General features: G+C 70.5%; 18 protein-coding genes. 4 read left to right on the top strand and 14 right to left on the bottom strand.

Features of this window, described 5'->3' with window-relative positions:
- Positions 1-48 precede the first annotated feature (48 nt).
- Positions 49-807, top strand: a complete 759-nt coding sequence (locus ACQEU8_RS34890) for a class I SAM-dependent methyltransferase (protein WP_433108338.1) — start codon at positions 49-51, stop codon at positions 805-807.
- A gap of 541 nt (positions 808-1,348) precedes the next feature.
- Complete coding sequence (locus ACQEU8_RS34885; protein WP_433108336.1) at positions 1,349-3,136, top strand: multicopper oxidase family protein; 1,788 nt, start codon at positions 1,349-1,351, stop codon at positions 3,134-3,136.
- A 101-nt stretch (positions 3,137-3,237) separates the two neighbouring features.
- Here the strand turns inward: ACQEU8_RS34885 and ACQEU8_RS34880 are convergent, their stop codons facing one another.
- The 4 genes from ACQEU8_RS34880 to ACQEU8_RS34865 all read right to left on the bottom strand — a co-directional run bounded on the left by ACQEU8_RS34880 (position 3,238) and on the right by ACQEU8_RS34865 (position 6,607).
- On the bottom strand, positions 3,238-3,657 hold the full coding sequence (locus ACQEU8_RS34880; protein ID WP_433108334.1) for an ankyrin repeat domain-containing protein: 420 nt from the start codon (positions 3,655-3,657) through the stop codon (positions 3,238-3,240).
- A gap of 66 nt (positions 3,658-3,723) precedes the next feature.
- Entirely contained in the window at positions 3,724-4,455 is a 732-nt protein-coding gene (locus ACQEU8_RS34875; RefSeq protein WP_433108332.1) for an HAD family hydrolase, read from the bottom strand.
- A 97-nt stretch (positions 4,456-4,552) separates the two neighbouring features.
- Entirely contained in the window at positions 4,553-5,638 is a 1,086-nt protein-coding gene (locus ACQEU8_RS34870) for a phosphotransferase (protein ID WP_433108330.1), read from the bottom strand.
- A 102-nt stretch (positions 5,639-5,740) separates the two neighbouring features.
- Complete coding sequence (locus tag ACQEU8_RS34865; protein ID WP_433108328.1) at positions 5,741-6,607, bottom strand: FadR/GntR family transcriptional regulator; 867 nt, start codon at positions 6,605-6,607, stop codon at positions 5,741-5,743.
- Between the two features lie 259 nt (positions 6,608-6,866).
- Here ACQEU8_RS34865 and ACQEU8_RS34860 point away from each other — a divergent pair, with 259 nt between their 5' ends.
- Complete coding sequence (locus ACQEU8_RS34860) at positions 6,867-7,049, top strand: hypothetical protein (protein ID WP_433108326.1); 183 nt, start codon at positions 6,867-6,869, stop codon at positions 7,047-7,049.
- A 191-nt stretch (positions 7,050-7,240) separates the two neighbouring features.
- Here ACQEU8_RS34860 and ACQEU8_RS34855 read toward each other — a convergent pair whose 3' ends face one another.
- The 3 genes from ACQEU8_RS34855 to ACQEU8_RS34845 form a co-directional block, all read right to left on the bottom strand.
- Positions 7,241-8,536, bottom strand: a complete 1,296-nt coding sequence (locus ACQEU8_RS34855; protein WP_433108324.1) for a GNAT family N-acetyltransferase — start codon at positions 8,534-8,536, stop codon at positions 7,241-7,243.
- 81 nt (positions 8,537-8,617) lie between these two features.
- Entirely contained in the window at positions 8,618-9,568 is a 951-nt protein-coding gene (locus ACQEU8_RS34850) for an asparaginase (RefSeq protein WP_433108322.1), read from the bottom strand.
- A 123-nt stretch (positions 9,569-9,691) separates the two neighbouring features.
- On the bottom strand, positions 9,692-10,243 hold the full coding sequence (locus ACQEU8_RS34845) for an RsiG family protein (RefSeq protein ID WP_433108320.1): 552 nt from the start codon (positions 10,241-10,243) through the stop codon (positions 9,692-9,694).
- Positions 10,244-10,394: 151 nt separating this feature from the next.
- On the opposite strand from ACQEU8_RS34845, the gene dtd reads away from it, so the two are divergent.
- Positions 10,395-10,820, top strand: a complete 426-nt coding sequence (dtd, locus tag ACQEU8_RS34840; protein ID WP_433108318.1) for a D-aminoacyl-tRNA deacylase — start codon at positions 10,395-10,397, stop codon at positions 10,818-10,820.
- 116 nt (positions 10,821-10,936) lie between these two features.
- On the opposite strand, the gene ACQEU8_RS34835 is transcribed toward dtd, so the two are convergent.
- The 7 genes from ACQEU8_RS34835 to ACQEU8_RS34805 form a co-directional block, all read right to left on the bottom strand.
- The gene (locus tag ACQEU8_RS34835) at positions 10,937-11,950 is read right to left on the bottom strand and encodes a YgfZ/GcvT domain-containing protein (protein ID WP_433108316.1); all 1,014 of its coding nucleotides are present in this window, start codon (positions 11,948-11,950) and stop codon (positions 10,937-10,939) included.
- 19 nt (positions 11,951-11,969) lie between these two features.
- Entirely contained in the window at positions 11,970-12,440 is a 471-nt protein-coding gene (locus ACQEU8_RS34830) for a Fur family transcriptional regulator (protein WP_433108314.1), read from the bottom strand.
- Between the two features lie 92 nt (positions 12,441-12,532).
- A complete protein-coding gene (locus ACQEU8_RS34825) occupies positions 12,533-13,360 on the bottom strand; it encodes an LAETG motif-containing sortase-dependent surface protein (RefSeq protein ID WP_433108312.1) in 828 nt (275 codons plus the stop codon).
- Positions 13,361-13,827: 467 nt separating this feature from the next.
- A complete protein-coding gene (locus ACQEU8_RS34820; RefSeq protein WP_433108310.1) occupies positions 13,828-14,391 on the bottom strand; it encodes an FABP family protein in 564 nt (187 codons plus the stop codon).
- A 221-nt stretch (positions 14,392-14,612) separates the two neighbouring features.
- Complete coding sequence (locus ACQEU8_RS34815) at positions 14,613-14,981, bottom strand: DsrE family protein (protein ID WP_433108308.1); 369 nt, start codon at positions 14,979-14,981, stop codon at positions 14,613-14,615.
- A gap of 78 nt (positions 14,982-15,059) precedes the next feature.
- Positions 15,060-15,347 (bottom strand): DUF1416 domain-containing protein, encoded by a 288-nt coding sequence (locus ACQEU8_RS34810; protein WP_433108306.1) that lies wholly within the window; start codon positions 15,345-15,347, stop codon positions 15,060-15,062.
- A 37-nt stretch (positions 15,348-15,384) separates the two neighbouring features.
- Positions 15,385-16,221, bottom strand: a complete 837-nt coding sequence (locus tag ACQEU8_RS34805; RefSeq protein ID WP_433108304.1) for a sulfurtransferase — start codon at positions 16,219-16,221, stop codon at positions 15,385-15,387.
- Positions 16,222-16,449: the final 228 nt, after the last annotated feature.

The raw sequence follows: 16,449 nt of genomic DNA, 5'->3' as shown, positions 1-16,449 counted from the left end.
CCGACAAACCCGTTGGTCAGGGTGGGGCAGGGGCGTGACGATGGGGGCATGGCGCGTTCGTTCGATGACTTGGTGGCGGAGGCCGGTGCCGTTTCCGTGGATGGCTGGGACTTCTCCTGGTTGGAGGGGCGGGCGACTGAGGAGCGGCCCTCGTGGGGGTATCAGCGGCGGATGAGCGCGCGGCTTGCGACTGCGTCTGCCGCGTTGGACATCCAGACCGGCGGCGGTGAGGTGCTCGCGGGGGCGGAGAAGTTGCCGGCCACGATGGCTGCCACCGAGTCGTGGCCGCCGAACGTGGCCAAGGCGACCGCACTGCTGCGGCCGCGTGGAGTGGTCGTCGTCGCGGATCAGGACGAGCCGCCGCTGCCGTTCGCGGACGGCGCGTTCGACCTGGTGGTCAGCCGTCACCCGGTGCGGGCCCGGTGGGCGGAGATCGCCCGGGTGCTGGAGCCGGGCGGCAGCTATCTGGCCCAGCATGTGGGCCCGGCGTCGGTGTTCGAGCTGGTGGAGTTCTTCCTCGGCCCGCAGCCCGAGGGCCGCAGGGCGCGGCGGCCCGAGGACGAGCGGGCGGCAGCCGAGGCGGCGGGGCTCGAGGTGGTGGACCTGCGGTCCGAGCGGCTGCGGATGGAGTTCTTCGACATCGGCGCGGTCGTCTACTTCCTGCGCAAGGTCGTATGGATGGTCCCGGGCTTCACCGTGGAGCGGTACCGCGACCGGCTTCGGGAGCTGCACGATCGGATCGAGGCGGAGGGCCCGTTCGTCGCTCACTCGGCCCGCTTCCTCATCGAGGCCCGCAAGCCCGACTGAGCCCGCCTGAGCCCGACCACGAGGGTTGCCCGACCAGTCCGGAATGCGTCCGACGGCTACGCCGGGGCTCCCCCAACTGTTCGACAGGCGGCGTGGATCGGCCGCTCACCATGCGATACGGCAACCCGGTGCGGCCAGCTGGCGTCCCGCCTGCCGTAACGACCAGTACAACGGGGGGACATATATGACCGAGTCCATCGACTCTGTCGAGCACATCGAAACGAAAACGATCGAGCACGTTTTAGGCGGCGACGGGAACGGGGACGGGGCGGCAACCCACACAAAGCCCGCACCCCCGTCGGCACCAGCCCCCACGCCCGCACCAGCACCCGCACCCACGCCGGCACCAGCTCCCACGCCCGCACCAGCACCCACACCCACGCCCGCACCAGCATCAGCCCGCACGTTCGCACCCACGCCTGCACTCGCGCCCACGCCCACGCCCGCCCCCGTATCCAGCGAGCTCACTCCCTACCTCGACCCCCTCCGCGTACCGCCCACCCTGTGCCCCGAGCCGACGAGTGATCCGCGCGGTGGCCAGGTGGAGATCGAGCTGACCGAGACCTGGACGCGGCTGCACTCCGAGCTGCCGCCCACCCGGGTGTGGGCGTACAACGGCCATTTCCCCGGGCCCACGTTCGAGGTACGGCGCGGTCAGCGCCTCCGGGTGGCGTGGACGAACCGGCTGACCGGGCCGTTCCCCGTCACTGCCGTCGCCGTCCCGCGCGGCGAGCCGACCGATCCGAACACGAACCACCCGGGCCGGGACGGGGTCAAGCCGGACCCCGATGTGGCGGCGCTGCCCGGCTGGATCGTGACGCATCTGCACGGTGCCGTCACCAACGGCGGCAACGACGGCTGGGCGGAGAACGCGGTCGGCCACGGCGACGCGCAGCTGTGCGAGTACCCGAACGACCACCCGGCGACCCAGTGGTGGTACCACGACCACGGGATGAACATCACCCGGTGGAACGTCTACGCCGGGCTGGTCGGTACGTATCTGATCCGCGACGCGGAGGAGGACGCACTGCGGCTGCCCCGCGCGCCGTACGAGCTGCCGCTGATCCTGGCCGACCGCAACCTCGACCGGGACGAGGCGCACCAGTCGAACGACCAGAACGGGAACAGCGGGCAGGGCGAGGGCCCATTGAACGGCCGGCTGCTGCACAAGGTGCTCAGCCTCGGCCCGAACCCGGAGTCGGGCAAGGACGTCACCCTCCCGTTCGCCGGCCCGTACACCACGGTCAACGGCACCATCTGGCCGTATCTGGAGGTGGAGCCGCGCTGGTATCGCTTCCGGCTGCTGAACGCGTCCAACGCACGGACCTACTCCCTCGCGCTCGTGGACGAGGAGGGTGTGCCGGTGCCCGACGGCACGGTCAAGCAGATCGGCAGCGACGGCGGTCTGCTGCCGCGCCCGGTGGATCTCGGCTTCACCGACGACCCCGACCCCGCACGGCGCCGGGTGCTGTCGGCCGCGCCCGCCGAACGGTTCGACCTGCTGGTCGACTTCCGTGCGCTATGCGGCAGGACGCTGCGCCTGGTCAACGTGGGTACGACCGGCTTCGGCGTGCCCGATCCGGCGGGCAACATCCCCTATCCGCACGTCATGGAGTTCCGGGTGGGCGCGGAGCCCGTCGCGGACCCGTTCGTGCTGCCTGCGACGCTCTCCCCCTCGTTCCAGAAGCTCACCCATGACATCCCGCATCACCACCGCCTCATCGTGCTCACCCCGCCCGGCACCGTGGGCGGCGGCGGGCACCCGGAGATATGGGAGATGGCCGACATCACCGAGGAGGTGGGCCACTGCGCGGTCCCGCAGGAGGACGGCGTCATCCAGGTGCGGGCCCGCGACGGCAAACTCAGGACGTACCGGCGTCGCGCCCGTACGTTCGACGACACGCTGGGCTTCAAGGTCGCGCATGACGACTACGAGCAGTGGAGCTTCCTCAACCTCGGTGGCCCCAGCCATCCCATGCACATCCATCTGGCGGACTTCCAGATTCTCTCCCGCGACGGCTTCGACGTCTCGGGCTTCGACCGCGCCCTCGGCCGCACGGGCGAGGGCCGCCCGGTCACCTTCGACCCGGACAGGTCCGTGCCGGTCGCGCCGAACGAGGCCGGATGGAAGGACGTCTTCCAGGTGCCGGCGGGCCAGATGGTCAATGTCCTCGGCCGCTTCGACGGCGCACACGGCCGTTTCATGTACCACTGCCATCTGCTGGAACACGAGGACATGGGCATGATGCGGCCGTTCACCGTGATGCCGCGCGAGGTACTGAAGTTCGACCACGGCGCCGGAGGCGGACACGGCGGCGGGCACCACTGAGCGGCTGAGATCCGGCGAGCGGCAGGCGGCCGCCGGGCAGGCAGCCAGGCAGGTCCGGGGCAGGTCAGGCAGATCCGGGTCCAGGCAGATCCGGGGAGGGCCTACTGCTCGCCGAAGAGGTCGAGCAGCTCCCGCTTCTCGAACATCCGTGCCGTCTCCACGGCGGACGGTGTCCCGGCGTGCGGGTCCGCGCCTGCCTCGAAGAGGATCCGCACGACCTCGTCCTCACCCTTGAACACCGCACCGGCGAGCGGGGACTGCCCCCGGTCGTTGGTGCGGTTGGGGTCGGAGCCCTGCGCGAGGAGGGCGCGGACGGTCTCCGGGTGGCCGTGGTAGGCGGCCAGCATCAGCAGGGTGTCGCCCTTGTCGTTGCTCAGGTTCGCCGGGACGCCCGCCTTGACGTAGGCGGCGACGGTGTCGGTGTCGCCGTGCCTGGCCAGGTCGAAGACCTTCTGCGCCAGTTCGAGGACCTCGGGGTCGTGTGCGGGCTCGTCGCTCGCGGGGGTGGGTGCGTCACTCATGGGGCCAGCGTACGGATCATCGCGGGTCACGAGGGGTTTCGCCCCAGCTCCGCACGCAGCAGCCGGTCATACATGGGCCAGTGGGTCGACCGTCAGGAGTACATCGCGCAGCGAGGCCACCACCCACTCGGCACCGGCCCCGCGCAGCTCCCGCTCCTTGCGCTCGTTGCGGGCGTAGCCCACGAAGCCGACCCCGGCGGCCCGCGCGGCGGCGACGTCCTGCGCGGAGTCCCCGATCATCACCGTCTTCGCCGCGTCGGCGCCCGTCGACTCCAGGGCCCGCAGCACGCAGTCCGGGTCGGGCTTCAGCCGGAGCGGCCCGGCGCCGTCGCAGACCCGGCCGCACACCTGGGCGGGGGTACCGTCGCCCGGCCGCATACCGGGGGAGAAGGCTTCCAGCAGTGAGCGTCCGGCGAGATAACGTGCCACCGCGTCGGCGGAGTTGTCCGTGGCGACGGCCACCGTACGGCCCGTGGCGCACAGGGTCCGTACGAGGGCGTCGGCGTACCCGGTTGGGAAGGCCAGCTTCGCCGCGGCGACCTCCTCGAGCGTGAGGGACTGCTCCATCTCGCGTGGGCTCTGCTGCGACAGCAGCGTGGGGTCGTCGAAGGCAGCGGTCAGCAGCCGCAGCGGGTCGGTGGTCTCGGGCCACGTTCCGGCGGAGCCGTCGGCGTCGGTTGCGTACGTCTCGCGCAGCCGGCCGGCGACCGAGGCGGCGGTGCGCCGCGCGAAGAGGTGGCACAGCGGGCCGTCGAAGTCGAATATCACGCACTGCGCCGAGCTGATCGCATGCTCCACTGCCGCCACCATCCCTGTGTCCCCGTTCGTGGCGCCCCGGTTCGGGGCCTGCCTTGGCCAGGCAAGCAGCGATTGTCGCAGGTGCGCCCGCGCGGGGTCAGTGGCCGTTGGTCCGCGGTTGCCCCGCGCCCGGCGCCGCGCAGAACTCGGCGTACGCCAGCTCGACGGCGCCCGGGCTCGGCACATCGGCCAGCTCCAGGGGCTCGGCGGCCCGTACCAGGACGTCGTGCACGAGTTTGGCCGCCTGTCCCAGCTGGGCGGCGAAGGCAGCCGAGCCCACGGCGTCGGCGAGTACGACGGCCTGCCGTACCACGTCGGTGAACACGGACTGGGCCCGCTTGTAGTCGAGCCAGCGCGGCAGGTCCTCCGCCAGCTGGGCGTCGGCTCCGGGCAGCAGCGGGGTGACGGTCCGCCGCCACTGCTCCACGACTTCCGCGCGCTGCCGGTCCGGGTAGTCCATCAGATACAGATGGGTGGCCAGGTCGTACAGCGGATCGCCGAACGAGGCCAGCTCCCAGTCGATGGTCCACAGCGCGCCTGCCGGGTCGACGATGAAGTTGGCCCGGTGCAGATCCCCATGCAGTAGACATACTGGCCGGTCGGTCTGGCGCGCGGCCTCGGCCGCCAGCCTGGAGCGGGGTCCCAGCGCGTCGAGCGGCACACCGAGCCGCTCGAAGAGCGGACCGAAGCGCGGCAGGTGCGCGTGGTAGGCGCGCTCGCGGGTGAATTCCAGCATCCCGCGCGGAAAGCCGGAGCCGGCACCGTCGTCGGACCCCAGCCGACGGGCATGTACGTCACCGGGGCGAAGCCGGCACAGCGAGGCGAACCGGTCCATGATCTGCCGCAGTTGGTCGGGCGCGAGGGGGTGGCCGCGGGGGGAGAGCTCCGCGAGGGTCCGGCCCTCGATGAATCCGTGGAAGACGGTCCCGGCCGAGCGCACCCGGTGGACGGGGGGTACGCGCGGTACGCCGAGCCGGGCGAGCTCCAGCAGCAGTTCGTCCTCGGAGGCGAAGTACCGCCGGTCGAACCACAGGGCCCCCTCCCGCGGTTCGCCGATCTTGACGCGTCCGAGCCGGGTCAGTTCGCCCTCCGGCCGTACGACGTACCACTCGCGGTGGTAGCCCGCCAGTGGTCCGTCCACGGCGCCGATCGCTTCGGCCTGCTGGAGGGCGGGTGAGGTCATCGGCGCTGTCCTCGGGGGCGGTCGGGCTGGGCCACGGAGATCACCGGGGTGCCGGAACTTTACCGGGCTCTTCGTCCCTGCCTCTCGCGGCTCCCTCGCCGCTCACCCGAAGGGTGCGGCGATGGTGTTCCACAGGGAGTCGAAGAACTCCTGTGACTCCTCCACGAAGCTGGCCTCCTGCTCGTCCCGTGCGTCAGGGCCACGGACGGAGCGGAAGAGCTTGGCGGTCAGGCCGAGTACGTCGTAGAGGGCCAGCTGTTCGCCCTGGAAGGCGGCGTCCTCGTTCCTGACCACCTGGTAGTAGCCGATGAGCGCTTCGCCGCCGTTGAGCAGGTAGAGCTTGTGGGTGGGGGTGAGCGGCACGGTACGGACGGTCAGTGCCACCTCGATGCCGAACTGGGAGAGCGAGTTCAGGGAGTTGCTGAGGGCGTTGACGTAGGTGGTCTGTATCTGGTGCAGCCGTTCGCGGGGCTTGGGGTTCTCCGGGTCGTCGATGAGGCGGGGGAGGGCGAGCCGGGCCTCCAGGCTGGGGATGAGCACCCGGGCGGTGACCGAGCGGGGGGTCAGCTGCATGTCCATGACCTGGCGGATGGGCCAGGCCAGGGCGTTGTTGAGGGTCTCAGTGGTGAGGGAGAAGGCGTCGATGGTGACGTCCTCGGCCTGAAATGCCTCGTGGAGGCGGTCCGTCAGCTCGACTCCGGCGCTGCGCGGGGCGTCCGCGTGGTGCGTGGGCTCGGCTACGGTCGGTGAGGCGCCGCGGCCCACGTTCTCCAGCAGGCCCTCCTGGGTGAGGGCGGCCAGGGCCTCTCGTACGGCGCTTCGGCCTACGGAGAACTCGGCTTCCAGCTCTCGTTGGGTGGGAAGGCGGGTGCCGGGCCGGAGCTGCCCGGTCCGGATCCGCTCACGGAGGGTGTCGGCGACCACATCGCGCGGGCGGTGGCCGCTGGCGGGGGTCGGCTTCCTGGTCACAGCGATGACCATACAACTTCCGGTCACCGGGCGTCAGTTGTCTGACAGATGTTTTCAGATGGCGGACAAGCGGGAATGTAGTTAGTGAGTTGGTCGCCAACTTCCTTACCTGGCAGACAACATCGCCGACGCGTCACACACAGCACCATCTCTCGCTCTTCTGGTCGGCCCCGAGCCATCCGCCCGTCCGATGTCGCATGGGCGAACTCCGTACTCCCAGCACAGCCGTTCCTCTCGTGCCTGAGAAGGAGGGACCGCCATGCCACTCCTCGCGCTCGCCGTAGCCACCGCAGTCGTCGCCTTCGAACAGCTCGTCCAGGTGCGCTACGGGGTCCTGGGCCTCGTGGGTTCCCTGCTGCTGAGTGTCGGCCTCAAGGCCCGGCACACCGGATGCAGCACCGCCGGAGCCCTCGTGCTCGCCACACTGCTGCTCCATCCCTGACCGCCCGCCCCTCCGGCCGACGGCCGCCGTCATGCCGCCTTCCCCTCCCATCAACCCACGCCACGGGGAAGGCGGCTTGACGACGGCGCGCCGCGCCCCGCCAGGGGCGCGGGGAACTGCGCGAGCAACCACCCGCAACCCGCAGCCCGCGAACGACGGACAGGGGCACCCCCTCCCCGGAAACAGCGGCGCTAAAAAACGTCCTGGCACCACGGCCGACGTGCCGTACGGAACAGCACCTCCGCCCACTCCGCCGCACCCTCCCGATGCTCGGCCAGCCGTCCCAACGCCGCCAGCCGCACAGCCGACTCGCCGCCCAGAAAGAGCGAGCCGAGCTCGGAGACGTCCAGCGACAGCTCCGGCTCCTCCCGGCTGGCCGCACACCGCGCCCCGCCCAGCGGTCCGGCCGCCTCCAGCTTGAAGCGCCCGCCCGCGTAACCGTCCTTGTCGCGCACCTCCAGCACCAACGTGCCCTCGACCGCGTAAGTACGGGCCGCCATCATGCGCGGCACGTCCAGCGGCCGGATCCACAACCAGTCGGCGTGCGTGACGGTGCGCGCGGCGCGCGGATCCGGCAGCAGCAGCGGCAGCACGTCGTCCGGTGCGCGAAGGCCCGTCCGTATCCGCTGCACCCAGTCCATCGCCAGGACGTACCGCCACAGCGCCGCCTCACCCGCGACCGTCGTGGCGAACAGATCCCGTACCGACACGGTCAGCTCGGGCTGCTTGGCCTGCCACAGGTCCTCGGAGGCGTGGTAGGTCACACCGCCCTGCGGCTGCCCGTCGGCGTCGCGGTAGACGGCGTGGAAGGGGGGAGTGAAGCCGTCGTCCGGGAAGCGCAGATCCCCGGTCGCCGTCCGCCACCACTTCTCGTCGCGGTCGATGGCGCCCTGCCGCTGCGGCCCGGTACGGAACCGCTCGTGAACGGCCGGCATCCGCGCCCGGAACTCGGCGGCGTCCACCAGCTCCACCCGTCCGCCGTCCCCCAGATCGGCCGGGCCCGCGTAGCGCCGGTCCAGACCCGTACGGGCGATGAGGACCTCCCACTCGGTGGTCCAGGCCGCGGGCCCGAAGCCGTACCGCCCGTAGATCGGGTACTCGGCCGCGATTAGGGTCGCGCACGCATCGCCGCGCTCCTTGGCCGCGCCCAGCGCGTTCGCCATCATCCCGGTCAGCAGCCCGCGCCGCCGGTGCGTGGGTGAGACGGTGACACCGGAGACCGCGCAGGCGGGCAGCACCGCGCCTCCCGGGACGGTCAACGACTGCGGCAGCGTACGGAACGTGCCCACGCACCGTCCGCCGTCGTAGGCGCCCTGGATACGGTCGAGTTCCGTGCCCAGCGCGCGGACCGACACCTCTTTCTCGCCGACGGTGGGGCCGCGGAAGAAGCCGGTGGAGACGGCGCGGAGCCACTCCGGAAACTCGTCGGAGCTGGTCAGGGTACGGATCTCGACAGGGTTCGGCGTGCGCTCGACAGGGTTCGCCATGCGTTCACGCTAGGCACGCGCCCGCCAAGCCGCACCCGGATTTCCACCGCCCGGCAACCCGCGCGGTCCGCCCTCAGAACCTCAGAACGCCGCGCGGACCTCGCCGACCCGTACGCCGCCGCCCAGTATCGGCACCGTCCCGATCCGCTCCAGCACCGGCGAGCTCACCCCCATGTGGAGGGAGAGCGCCCGCGCCAGCACGGGCCCCAGCGCACGGGCCGCGCCGTCCTCCACCTTGAAGGCGAGGGCGCGGCCGTCCGGGAGGGCGAAGCCCTGCACGGCCTCGGCGCCCATCTTGCTGACGGCGCCCGGCAGTTCCCGCATCAGCCAGGTGTCGTGCCGCCGGGTGCCGCCCACGTACTCGGGGTGGGCGCGCATCGCCTCGGCGACCCGCCCCTCCGGAGTCGTCGCGGGGGCCAGCGCCAGCGCACGGAAGCCGCGGGCCAGCCCGGTCAGCGAGACGGCCAGCAGCGGGGCGCCGCAGCCGTCCACACCGGTGTGCGCCACCGGGTCGCCGGTGGCCTCCTCCAGCGTCTCGCGGACCAGCTTCTGCAGCGGGTGGTCGGGGTCCAGACAGCTGTCCACCGGCCAGCCGCCGGCCCGGCAAGCGGCGAGCATCGCGGCGTGCTTGCCCGAGCAGTCCATCGCCAGCGGCGTACGGGTGGAGCCGGCCGCCAGAAAGGCCTCGGCCTCCTCCTCGTCCAGCGGGAGGGAGGCGGGGCACTTCAGATCGGCCTCGGTCAGCCCGTGCTCGGCGAGCATCGTACGGACCAGATCGAGCTGGAACCCCTCCCCCGAGTGGCTCGCCGCGGCCAGCGCCAGCCGCTCGCCGGACAGCTCAAGACCGGAGCGCAGCACGGCGGAGGCCTGGAACGGCTTGTTCACGGAGCGCGGGAAGACCGGCGCCTCCGGGTCGCCCAGTGCGAACGTGACGCTCCCGTCGGCCGCCAGCACCACCAGCGAGCCCCGGTGCCGTCCCTCGGTGAAGCCGGACCTGACGACCTCGGCGAGCACGGGGGATATCTCGGGCATCTCGGGACCTTCCGGTGGTGAACGCCGTAGGACGGCAGGCGGGACAGACGGATATGTGGTCCTTCACCGTAACCGGACTCCGCGCGCCCCAGAACGGACACCCCTCCCTGCCCGCGCCCCGGCCTACGGCAGCAGGTCGTCCACCTGCGCCTCTCCCTCCCGGTACCGGCGGGCGATCTCCGTACTGCATTCGTCGGCGGTGCGCTGGAGCGACTGGCGGCGGCGCGAGACCTGTTGCTCGTAGCGGACGAGCCGGGCCATCGCGTCGTGCAGCTCGCTGTCCGTACGCGCTTGGAGATCGCTCAGCTCCACCTCGGCCAGCATCTCCTCGGCCAGCGCCCGGTACTCCTCGCTGCGCGGTGCGGCGAGCGTCACATGCCGGGCCGAGGAGCGGTGGCTGGGCGGGGCGTCGGCGAGGATCTGCGGCAGCACATCCAGCAGCGGCGAGCCCTCGGAGCTGCGCCGGGCCAGCTCGGCGCGGAGGATGTCGATACGCCCCTGGAGCAGTCTGCGCACATAGCTCAGATCCGCCTCGTCCTGCTGTGCCGAGCGTCGCAGGGCTCGCAGTTCGCGCAGGCAGAGCGCGTGCAGATCCGGCTGCTCCGGCTCACGCAGCGCCTCCAGGGCCCCGGACTGTCGCGGCGTCCGGGACCGGCCCGCTCCGGTTGTGCTCATGGGCTTGTGTCCCCTCATCCCCATTGCGCGGTACCTGCTGAACGCACCGCGTGTGCGCATCGTGCCACTCTGTGCCCCTTGTTCGCACCGCTCCACGCTCCCGGGGCGGCGGCTGTGCGACCGCCGAACGGCGGCACGGCATCATGGCGGCATGCGAGCAGTGGTGCAGAGGGTGGACGGCGCGAGCGTCACCGTGGACGGGGAAACCGTTGGTCAGATAGTCGGCGAAGGCCTGTGCGTGCTGGTCGGAGTCACGCACGACGACACCAAGGAGAAGGCGGCGCAGCTCGCGCGGAAGCTGTGGTCCGTGCGGATCCTGCACGAGGAGAAGTCGTGTTCGGACGTCGGAGCGCCGCTGCTGGTGATCAGCCAGTTCACTCTCTACGGTGACGCGCGCAAGGGGCGGCGGCCCACCTGGAACGGCGCTGCGCCCGGGGATGTCGCCGAACCGTTGGTCGACGAGGTGGTCGCCCAGCTGCGCTCGCTGGGCGCCACCGTCGCCACGGGCGTGTTCGGCGCCTCGATGAAGGTGTCCCTGACGAACGACGGCCCCTTCACGGTGCTGCTGGAGGTGTGAGGGATCACGCGCGCCCCGCAAGGGGCGCGGGGAACTGCGCGAGCGACCACAACGTGCCCGCAGCCTGCGACGAACAGCAAGGGGCAGCACCTGACCAGACCCGACGCGAGGGCGAACTACGGCGCGACGACCACTTCCTGCGCCGCAGCAGTCGCGTCGGGGCCGGCGATCAGCTCCGCCTCGGGGTCGACGTTCCGCTTCACCAGGGCCAGCGCGATCGGGCCCAGCTCGTGGTGGCGCGCGGAGGTGGTGATGAACCCGATCTGCCGCCCCTCCAGGCCCTCGGCGGCGAGCCGCACGGCGTCGCCGTGCACCGGCACCCGCACCTCGCTCCCGTCCAAGTGCAGAAAGACCAGCCGGCGCGGCGGTTTCCCCAGGTTGTGGACACGGGCCACCGTCTCCTGCCCGCGGTAGCAGCCCTTCTCCAGGTGCACGGCCGAGCCGATCCAGCCCACCTCGTGCGGAATCGTCCGGTGGTCGGTCTCCATACCGAGGCGCGGCCGCCGCGCCTCCACCCGCAGCGCCTCGTAGGCGAGCACCCCGACGGCCGGCCCGTGCGAGGCGGCGAAGCCGGTCAGCTCGCCGCGCGGCAGGAACAGATCGCGCCCGTACGAGGTCTCCCGTACGGCCAGAACACTGCCCGGCAACTCGGCGATGGAGCCGGCGGGCAGATGCACGACGGCGGCATCCGGCGTCCGGTCGGCGATCTCGACGCGGTAGAAGAACCGCATGCTCTCCAGATAGGCGATCAGCTCACCCTGCTTGCCGGGTTCGGTGTGCATCCACACCGTCGTCCCGTCGTCCACCAGCTGGAGCGCCTGCTCGATGTGTCCGTTGGCGGAGAGGATCAGCGCCTCGGTGGCCTGGCCCGGCGGCAGCTGCTCCACGTGCTGGGTGAGCAGCAGGTGCAGCCAGGGGAGCCGGTCCTCGCCGGAGACGGTGACCACGCCGCGGTGCGAGAGGTCCACGAAACCGGTGCCGTCGGCCAGGGCGCGCTGCTCCTTGAACAGATCGCCGTAGTGGGCCGCGACGCCCTCGTCGGGGGCTTCGGCCGCCACCGCGCCGGGGAGGGTCAGCAGGGGGCTGGGGGCGGGAGCGGCGGCGCTGTTGCTCGAACTGCTGGAGGACATACGCCCAGCCTACGACGGGCTACGCGGAGCTCTTGGGCTTGCTGCCCGTATCGGTCCCGCCCTCGTCGTCGGCTTGCGCGAGACATTTCGCGCACCGCCCGAAGATCGCGAAGTGCTTCATGTCCGTCTCGAAGCCGAAGCGCTCCCGCAGGGCTGCGGTGAAGGGCTCGGCGACGGACAGCTCGGCCTCGATCACGTCGGTGCAGTCCCGGCAGACCAGGTGCATGTGGTGGTGCCGGTCGGCCAGGTGATAGGTGGGTGCACCGTGTCCGAGGTGCGCGTGGGAGACCAGTCCCAGCTCCTCCAGGAGCTCCAGCGTGCGGTAGACCGTCGAGATGTTGACGCTGCCGGCCGTGCGGCGGACCTCGGCGAGGATGTCGTCCGGCGTGGAGTGCTCCAGCTTGTCCACGGCCTCCAGCACGAGCTGGCGCTGCGGAGTGAGCCGGTATCCGCGCGCCCGAAGGTCGCTCTGCCAGTCGGTGGTAGCCACGAGGTCCAGTGTAGAGAGGTCCCGCGCACAAGCGGCGCGGGTCCGGGTGCCCCCGTGGCACCCGGACCCGCGCTACCCGAAGGTCAGAACGATCAGCTCTGGCCGGCCTTCTTGCGCTTGGCCAGGAAGACCGCGGCGCCGCCGACCACGACGAGGGCACCCGCACCGCCGATGAGCATCGGGGTGTTGGAGCTGCTGCCGGTCTCGGCGAGGTCGCCCTTGCTGCCGTCGCCCTTGTCGGAACCGCCGGCGGGCGCCGGGGTGTTGGCGTCGGAGGCGTCGTCGCTGGGCTTCGACGGCTTGCCGGTGGGCTTGTCCGAGGGCTTCTCAGTCGGCTTCTGAGTGGGCTCGGGCTTCTCGGTGGGCTTCTGGGTCGGCTTCTCGGTGGGCTTCGGCTTGGGGTTCCAGTCCGGAGCGTCGACCGAGTAGTTCATGGTCTTGGTGTTGTTGCTCGGGTCCGGGTCGGTCGTGTCGCCCTTGATGCTGGTGCGCAGCGTCTGCTTCTTGCCGGAGATGTAGCCCGGGACGTCGACCTTCTCGATCTCGTCGCCGTTGCCCGCCAGGTCGACCGTCATGACGACCTGCTTCTCCGTGACGGACTTCACGGTGAAGTTGTGCTTGTCGTTCGCGGCGTCCTCGTCGAAGTCGGGCTTCTTCTTGGTGTCGAAGTGGATGTTCTTGACCGCGGTCACGGTGAGGGTGGCCGTGGTGGCGTCGGGGCCGTAGCTGCCCAGGTTGATCCCGAAGCCGCCCCGGACCTCGCCGGTGGCCTTGTTGTACATGAAGCCGGTCGCGGCGCCCGAGTTGAGGTCGGCGCCGCCGGCTGCGAACGCACTGCCGGCAGTGGCGAACTGAGTGACCGCCAGCCCGCCGACCAGCGCGACGGTGGCGGCTGCGGAAGAGATGCGAGAACGATTCACAGAAAGAGCCTTTACCCCGTTAGGGCAGCCGAGCGCAGGGGCGAGCAGGCGCGGGAACGCGCGACAGGGTCTCGCCGACGCTCGTGCCGGTGAATGGATTAACGCCATTCTTATCACTCGGGGGCACGCATTAGTTTCACAACTTTGCGTCACGAGTGGTGAGCGCAGAGTGGCAATACTTCTGTGACCTGGCCTTTTGTTGAGTTTCCGGGGCTGGAGGAGCGTTCCTGGGCCCCGCACCGACAATGCGCTATTTCACAGCTTTCACAATCGTGACACCGCCGAGACGTCCGATGACCAGTCAGTTTCCTTGCCGGTAGGCAGATTGTTCAGTAAGCAACAACCGGCAAACAGCGCTCAGCGAACGGGGCAGCTGTCGGCGGACAGCTGCCCCGGAAAGTCAGCGGAGCTGAAACCGTCAGTGGAGTTGAACTTCAGCGGAGCTGCGCTGTCAGCGGAGCTGTACTTCAGCGGAAAAAGGCGATTCCGTCGTCGGGAAGATCCACGACGTCCTTGGCCCATTCCTTGGGGTCGACGACCTTCTTCAAGTGCGCCGACATGTAGGGCCGTAGCGGCACCTGGGGCGTGGACTTCTCGCCCACCCACATCAGATCGCCGTTGACGTAGCCGTACAGCCGCTTGCCGCCGCTGTACTCGTCCGCGACGGCGGTCCTGGCCACCGCGTCGGTCGCCAGATCGATCTGCGGCTTCTTCTCGGCCAGCTCGCCGTACCAGACCTCCGCGATGCCCTGGTCACGGATCATGACGACCTCGACCTTGCGGTCCTTGTCGATCCGCCAGTACCCCGTCTCGGTCTCCAGGGGACGGACCTTCTTGCCCTCCGCGTCCAGCTCCCAGGAGTGCGAGATGTACTCCAGGAAGTCACGGCCGTCGTGGGTGAAGGTGACTTCCTGCCCGAAGTTGCACTTGTCCTGTCCCTCGAACTCCGCCACTCCCGCCCCGGTCCAGTTGCCGAGGAGGAAGGCGAGGGGGACGAGGTCCGGGTGGAGGTCGGACGGAATCTCGATCATGGAGCTGGTCGATCCCTAGGAGTGGGGGTGGCGAGGGTCAGCGCTGGCCCTGGTAGAGCTTCTTGAAGGTCAGCCCGGCGAAGCCCACGGTGCCGATGCAGACCAGGACCATCAGGGCGGTGAAGAATGCCTCAAGCACGGCGTGGCTCTCCTTGCGCGGTGTCGGTGACCCGGCCGAGTCTAATCGCCGGGGACGGGCACGGCCTCCCGAGGGGGCTCCCTCAGTACACGAGGGCCTGTACGCCCTCGGGCATGATCTCGCTCACGAAGAGCTGGGCGCCCGCGATGCGGACTCCCTCGATGACGTCCTTCTCCTCGATGCCCCTGCGGGCCGCGCACTGGGTGCACAGCGTGATCCGGCCGGTCGCCTGGACCGCGGCCATCAGATCGGGCAGGGGCGCCGCGTGCGGCAGCTCGAACTCCGCGGCGCGACCGGGGAGGGCGAACCAGGCGGACTCGCCGGTCAGCCACAGGCTGACCTCCGTGCCGCTCGCCGCTGCCACGGACGCCACCGTGAAGGCCTGCGAACACCTCTCGGGCGCGTCCGCGCCCGCGGTGACCTTGATGACGAGCTTGCTGCGAGTTGCCATACGTCAAGCATATGGGGGCTCCGCCGCTGGACCGCCCGTGCCGGGGGCCCAGGGGCGGAGCCCCCGGAGAAGACAAGGTCAGACCGCGATGGTGACCTCGGCCAGGCCGCCGTTCTGGGCGACCACGGTGCGGTCGGCGGTGCCGCCGGGCACCAGGGCGCGGACCGTCCAGGTGCCCTCGGCCGCGTAGAAGCGGAACTGGCCGGTGGCGGAGGTCGGGACCTCCGCGGTGAACTCGCCGGTCGAGTCCAGCAGCCGCACGTAGCCGGTGACGGGCTCGCCGTCACGGGTCACGTTGCCCTGGATGGTGGTCTCGCCGGGCTTGATGGTGGAGGCGTCGGGGCCGCCTGTCCGTGCTCCGCACATGAGGGTGTTTCCGTCCTGGTCGAAGGTGGGCGAAGGGTCAGTTGGAGCCGATCTCGACGGGCACGCCGACGAGGGAGCCGTACTCGGTCCAGGAGCCGTCGTAGTTCTTGACGTTCTGCTGGCCCAGCAGCTCGTGCAGTACGAACCAGGTGTGCGCGGAGCGCTCACCGATACGGCAGTAGGCGATGGTGTCCTTGCCCAGGTCGACGCCCTCGGCCTCGTAGAGCTCCTTGAGCTCGTCGTCGGACTTGAAGGTGCCGTCGTCGTTGGCCGACTTCGACCAGGGGATGTTGCGCGCGCTGGGCACGTGGCCGGGGCGCTGCGACTGCTCCTGCGGCAGGTGCGCGGGGGCCAGCAGCTTGCCGCTGAACTCGTCGGGGGAGCGGACGTCCACCAGGTTCTTGGCGCCGATGGCGTCGACGACCTCGTCGCGGAAGGCGCGGATGGAGGTGTCCTGCGGCTTGGCCCGGTACTCGGTGGCCGGGCGCTCGGACACCTCGGCGACCAGGTCGCGGGAGTCCAGCTCCCACTTCTTGCGGCCGCCGTCGAGGAGCTTGACGCCCTGGTGGCCGTAGAGCTTGAAGTACCAGTAGGCGTAGGCGGCGAACCAGTTGTTGTTGCCGCCGTAGAGCACGACGGTGTCGTCGTTGGCGATGCCCTTGGCGGACAGGAGCTTCTCGAAGCCCTCCTGATCCACGAAGTCGCGGCGCACCGGGTCCTGGAGGTCCTGCTTCCAGTCGATGCGGATCGCGTTCTTGATGTGGTTCTTGTCGTAGGCCGAGGTGTCCTCGTCGACCTCGACGATCACTACCTTCGGGTCGTCGATGTGGGCCTCGACCCAGTCGGCGTCGACCAGAACGTCGCTGCGGCTCATGCTGTCTCTCCTCGTGAGGTGGGTGGATGCGGCGGAGGGCGAACAGGGGTACGCGTACGGGGCGGCGCCGCTCGGGGCGCCGATACGGGTCGGGCGCACGGCGGAGTGCGGCCGTGCGCGGCGGTGCGCGGGGAGATGTACGCGGGGCACTGCTCTGCGGCGCGTGTGCGCTGCGGGTTCGCCGGGTGTTCCGGGGCGCCGGATACCGGCGGCGTCAGCGGACGCGCG

The sequence above is a fragment of the Streptomyces sp. CA-250714 genome, assembly GCF_050936705.1.
GTDB lineage: Bacteria > Actinomycetota > Actinomycetes > Streptomycetales > Streptomycetaceae > Streptomyces.
Note: the sequence above shows the minus strand (reverse complement) of the source record. Positions and strands in the feature narration are given on the sequence as shown.

What these genes read in the sequence shown, in the direction of transcription:
- dtd (WP_433108318.1), top strand. Translation starts at nt 10,395, where the DNA reads ATGCGAGCAGTGGTGCAGAGGGTGGACGGCGCGAGCGTCACCGTGGAC.
- ACQEU8_RS34850 (WP_433108322.1), bottom strand. Translation starts at nt 9,568, where the DNA reads ATGCCCGAGATATCCCCCGTGCTCGCCGAGGTCGTCAGGTCCGGCTTC.
- ACQEU8_RS34835 (WP_433108316.1), bottom strand. Translation starts at nt 11,950, where the DNA reads ATGTCCTCCAGCAGTTCGAGCAACAGCGCCGCCGCTCCCGCCCCCAGC.
- ACQEU8_RS34820 (WP_433108310.1), bottom strand. Translation starts at nt 14,391, where the DNA reads ATGATCGAGATTCCGTCCGACCTCCACCCGGACCTCGTCCCCCTCGCC.
- ACQEU8_RS34890 (WP_433108338.1), top strand. Translation starts at nt 49, where the DNA reads ATGGCGCGTTCGTTCGATGACTTGGTGGCGGAGGCCGGTGCCGTTTCC.
- ACQEU8_RS34805 (WP_433108304.1), bottom strand. Translation starts at nt 16,221, where the DNA reads ATGAGCCGCAGCGACGTTCTGGTCGACGCCGACTGGGTCGAGGCCCAC.
- ACQEU8_RS34815 (WP_433108308.1), bottom strand. Translation starts at nt 14,981, where the DNA reads ATGGCAACTCGCAGCAAGCTCGTCATCAAGGTCACCGCGGGCGCGGAC.
- ACQEU8_RS34845 (WP_433108320.1), bottom strand. Translation starts at nt 10,243, where the DNA reads ATGAGCACAACCGGAGCGGGCCGGTCCCGGACGCCGCGACAGTCCGGG.
- ACQEU8_RS34855 (WP_433108324.1), bottom strand. Translation starts at nt 8,536, where the DNA reads ATGGCGAACCCTGTCGAGCGCACGCCGAACCCTGTCGAGATCCGTACC.
- ACQEU8_RS34880 (WP_433108334.1), bottom strand. Translation starts at nt 3,657, where the DNA reads ATGAGTGACGCACCCACCCCCGCGAGCGACGAGCCCGCACACGACCCC.
- ACQEU8_RS34870 (WP_433108330.1), bottom strand. Translation starts at nt 5,638, where the DNA reads ATGACCTCACCCGCCCTCCAGCAGGCCGAAGCGATCGGCGCCGTGGAC.
- ACQEU8_RS34860 (WP_433108326.1), top strand. Translation starts at nt 6,867, where the DNA reads ATGCCACTCCTCGCGCTCGCCGTAGCCACCGCAGTCGTCGCCTTCGAA.
- ACQEU8_RS34810 (WP_433108306.1), bottom strand. Translation starts at nt 15,347, where the DNA reads ATGTGCGGAGCACGGACAGGCGGCCCCGACGCCTCCACCATCAAGCCC.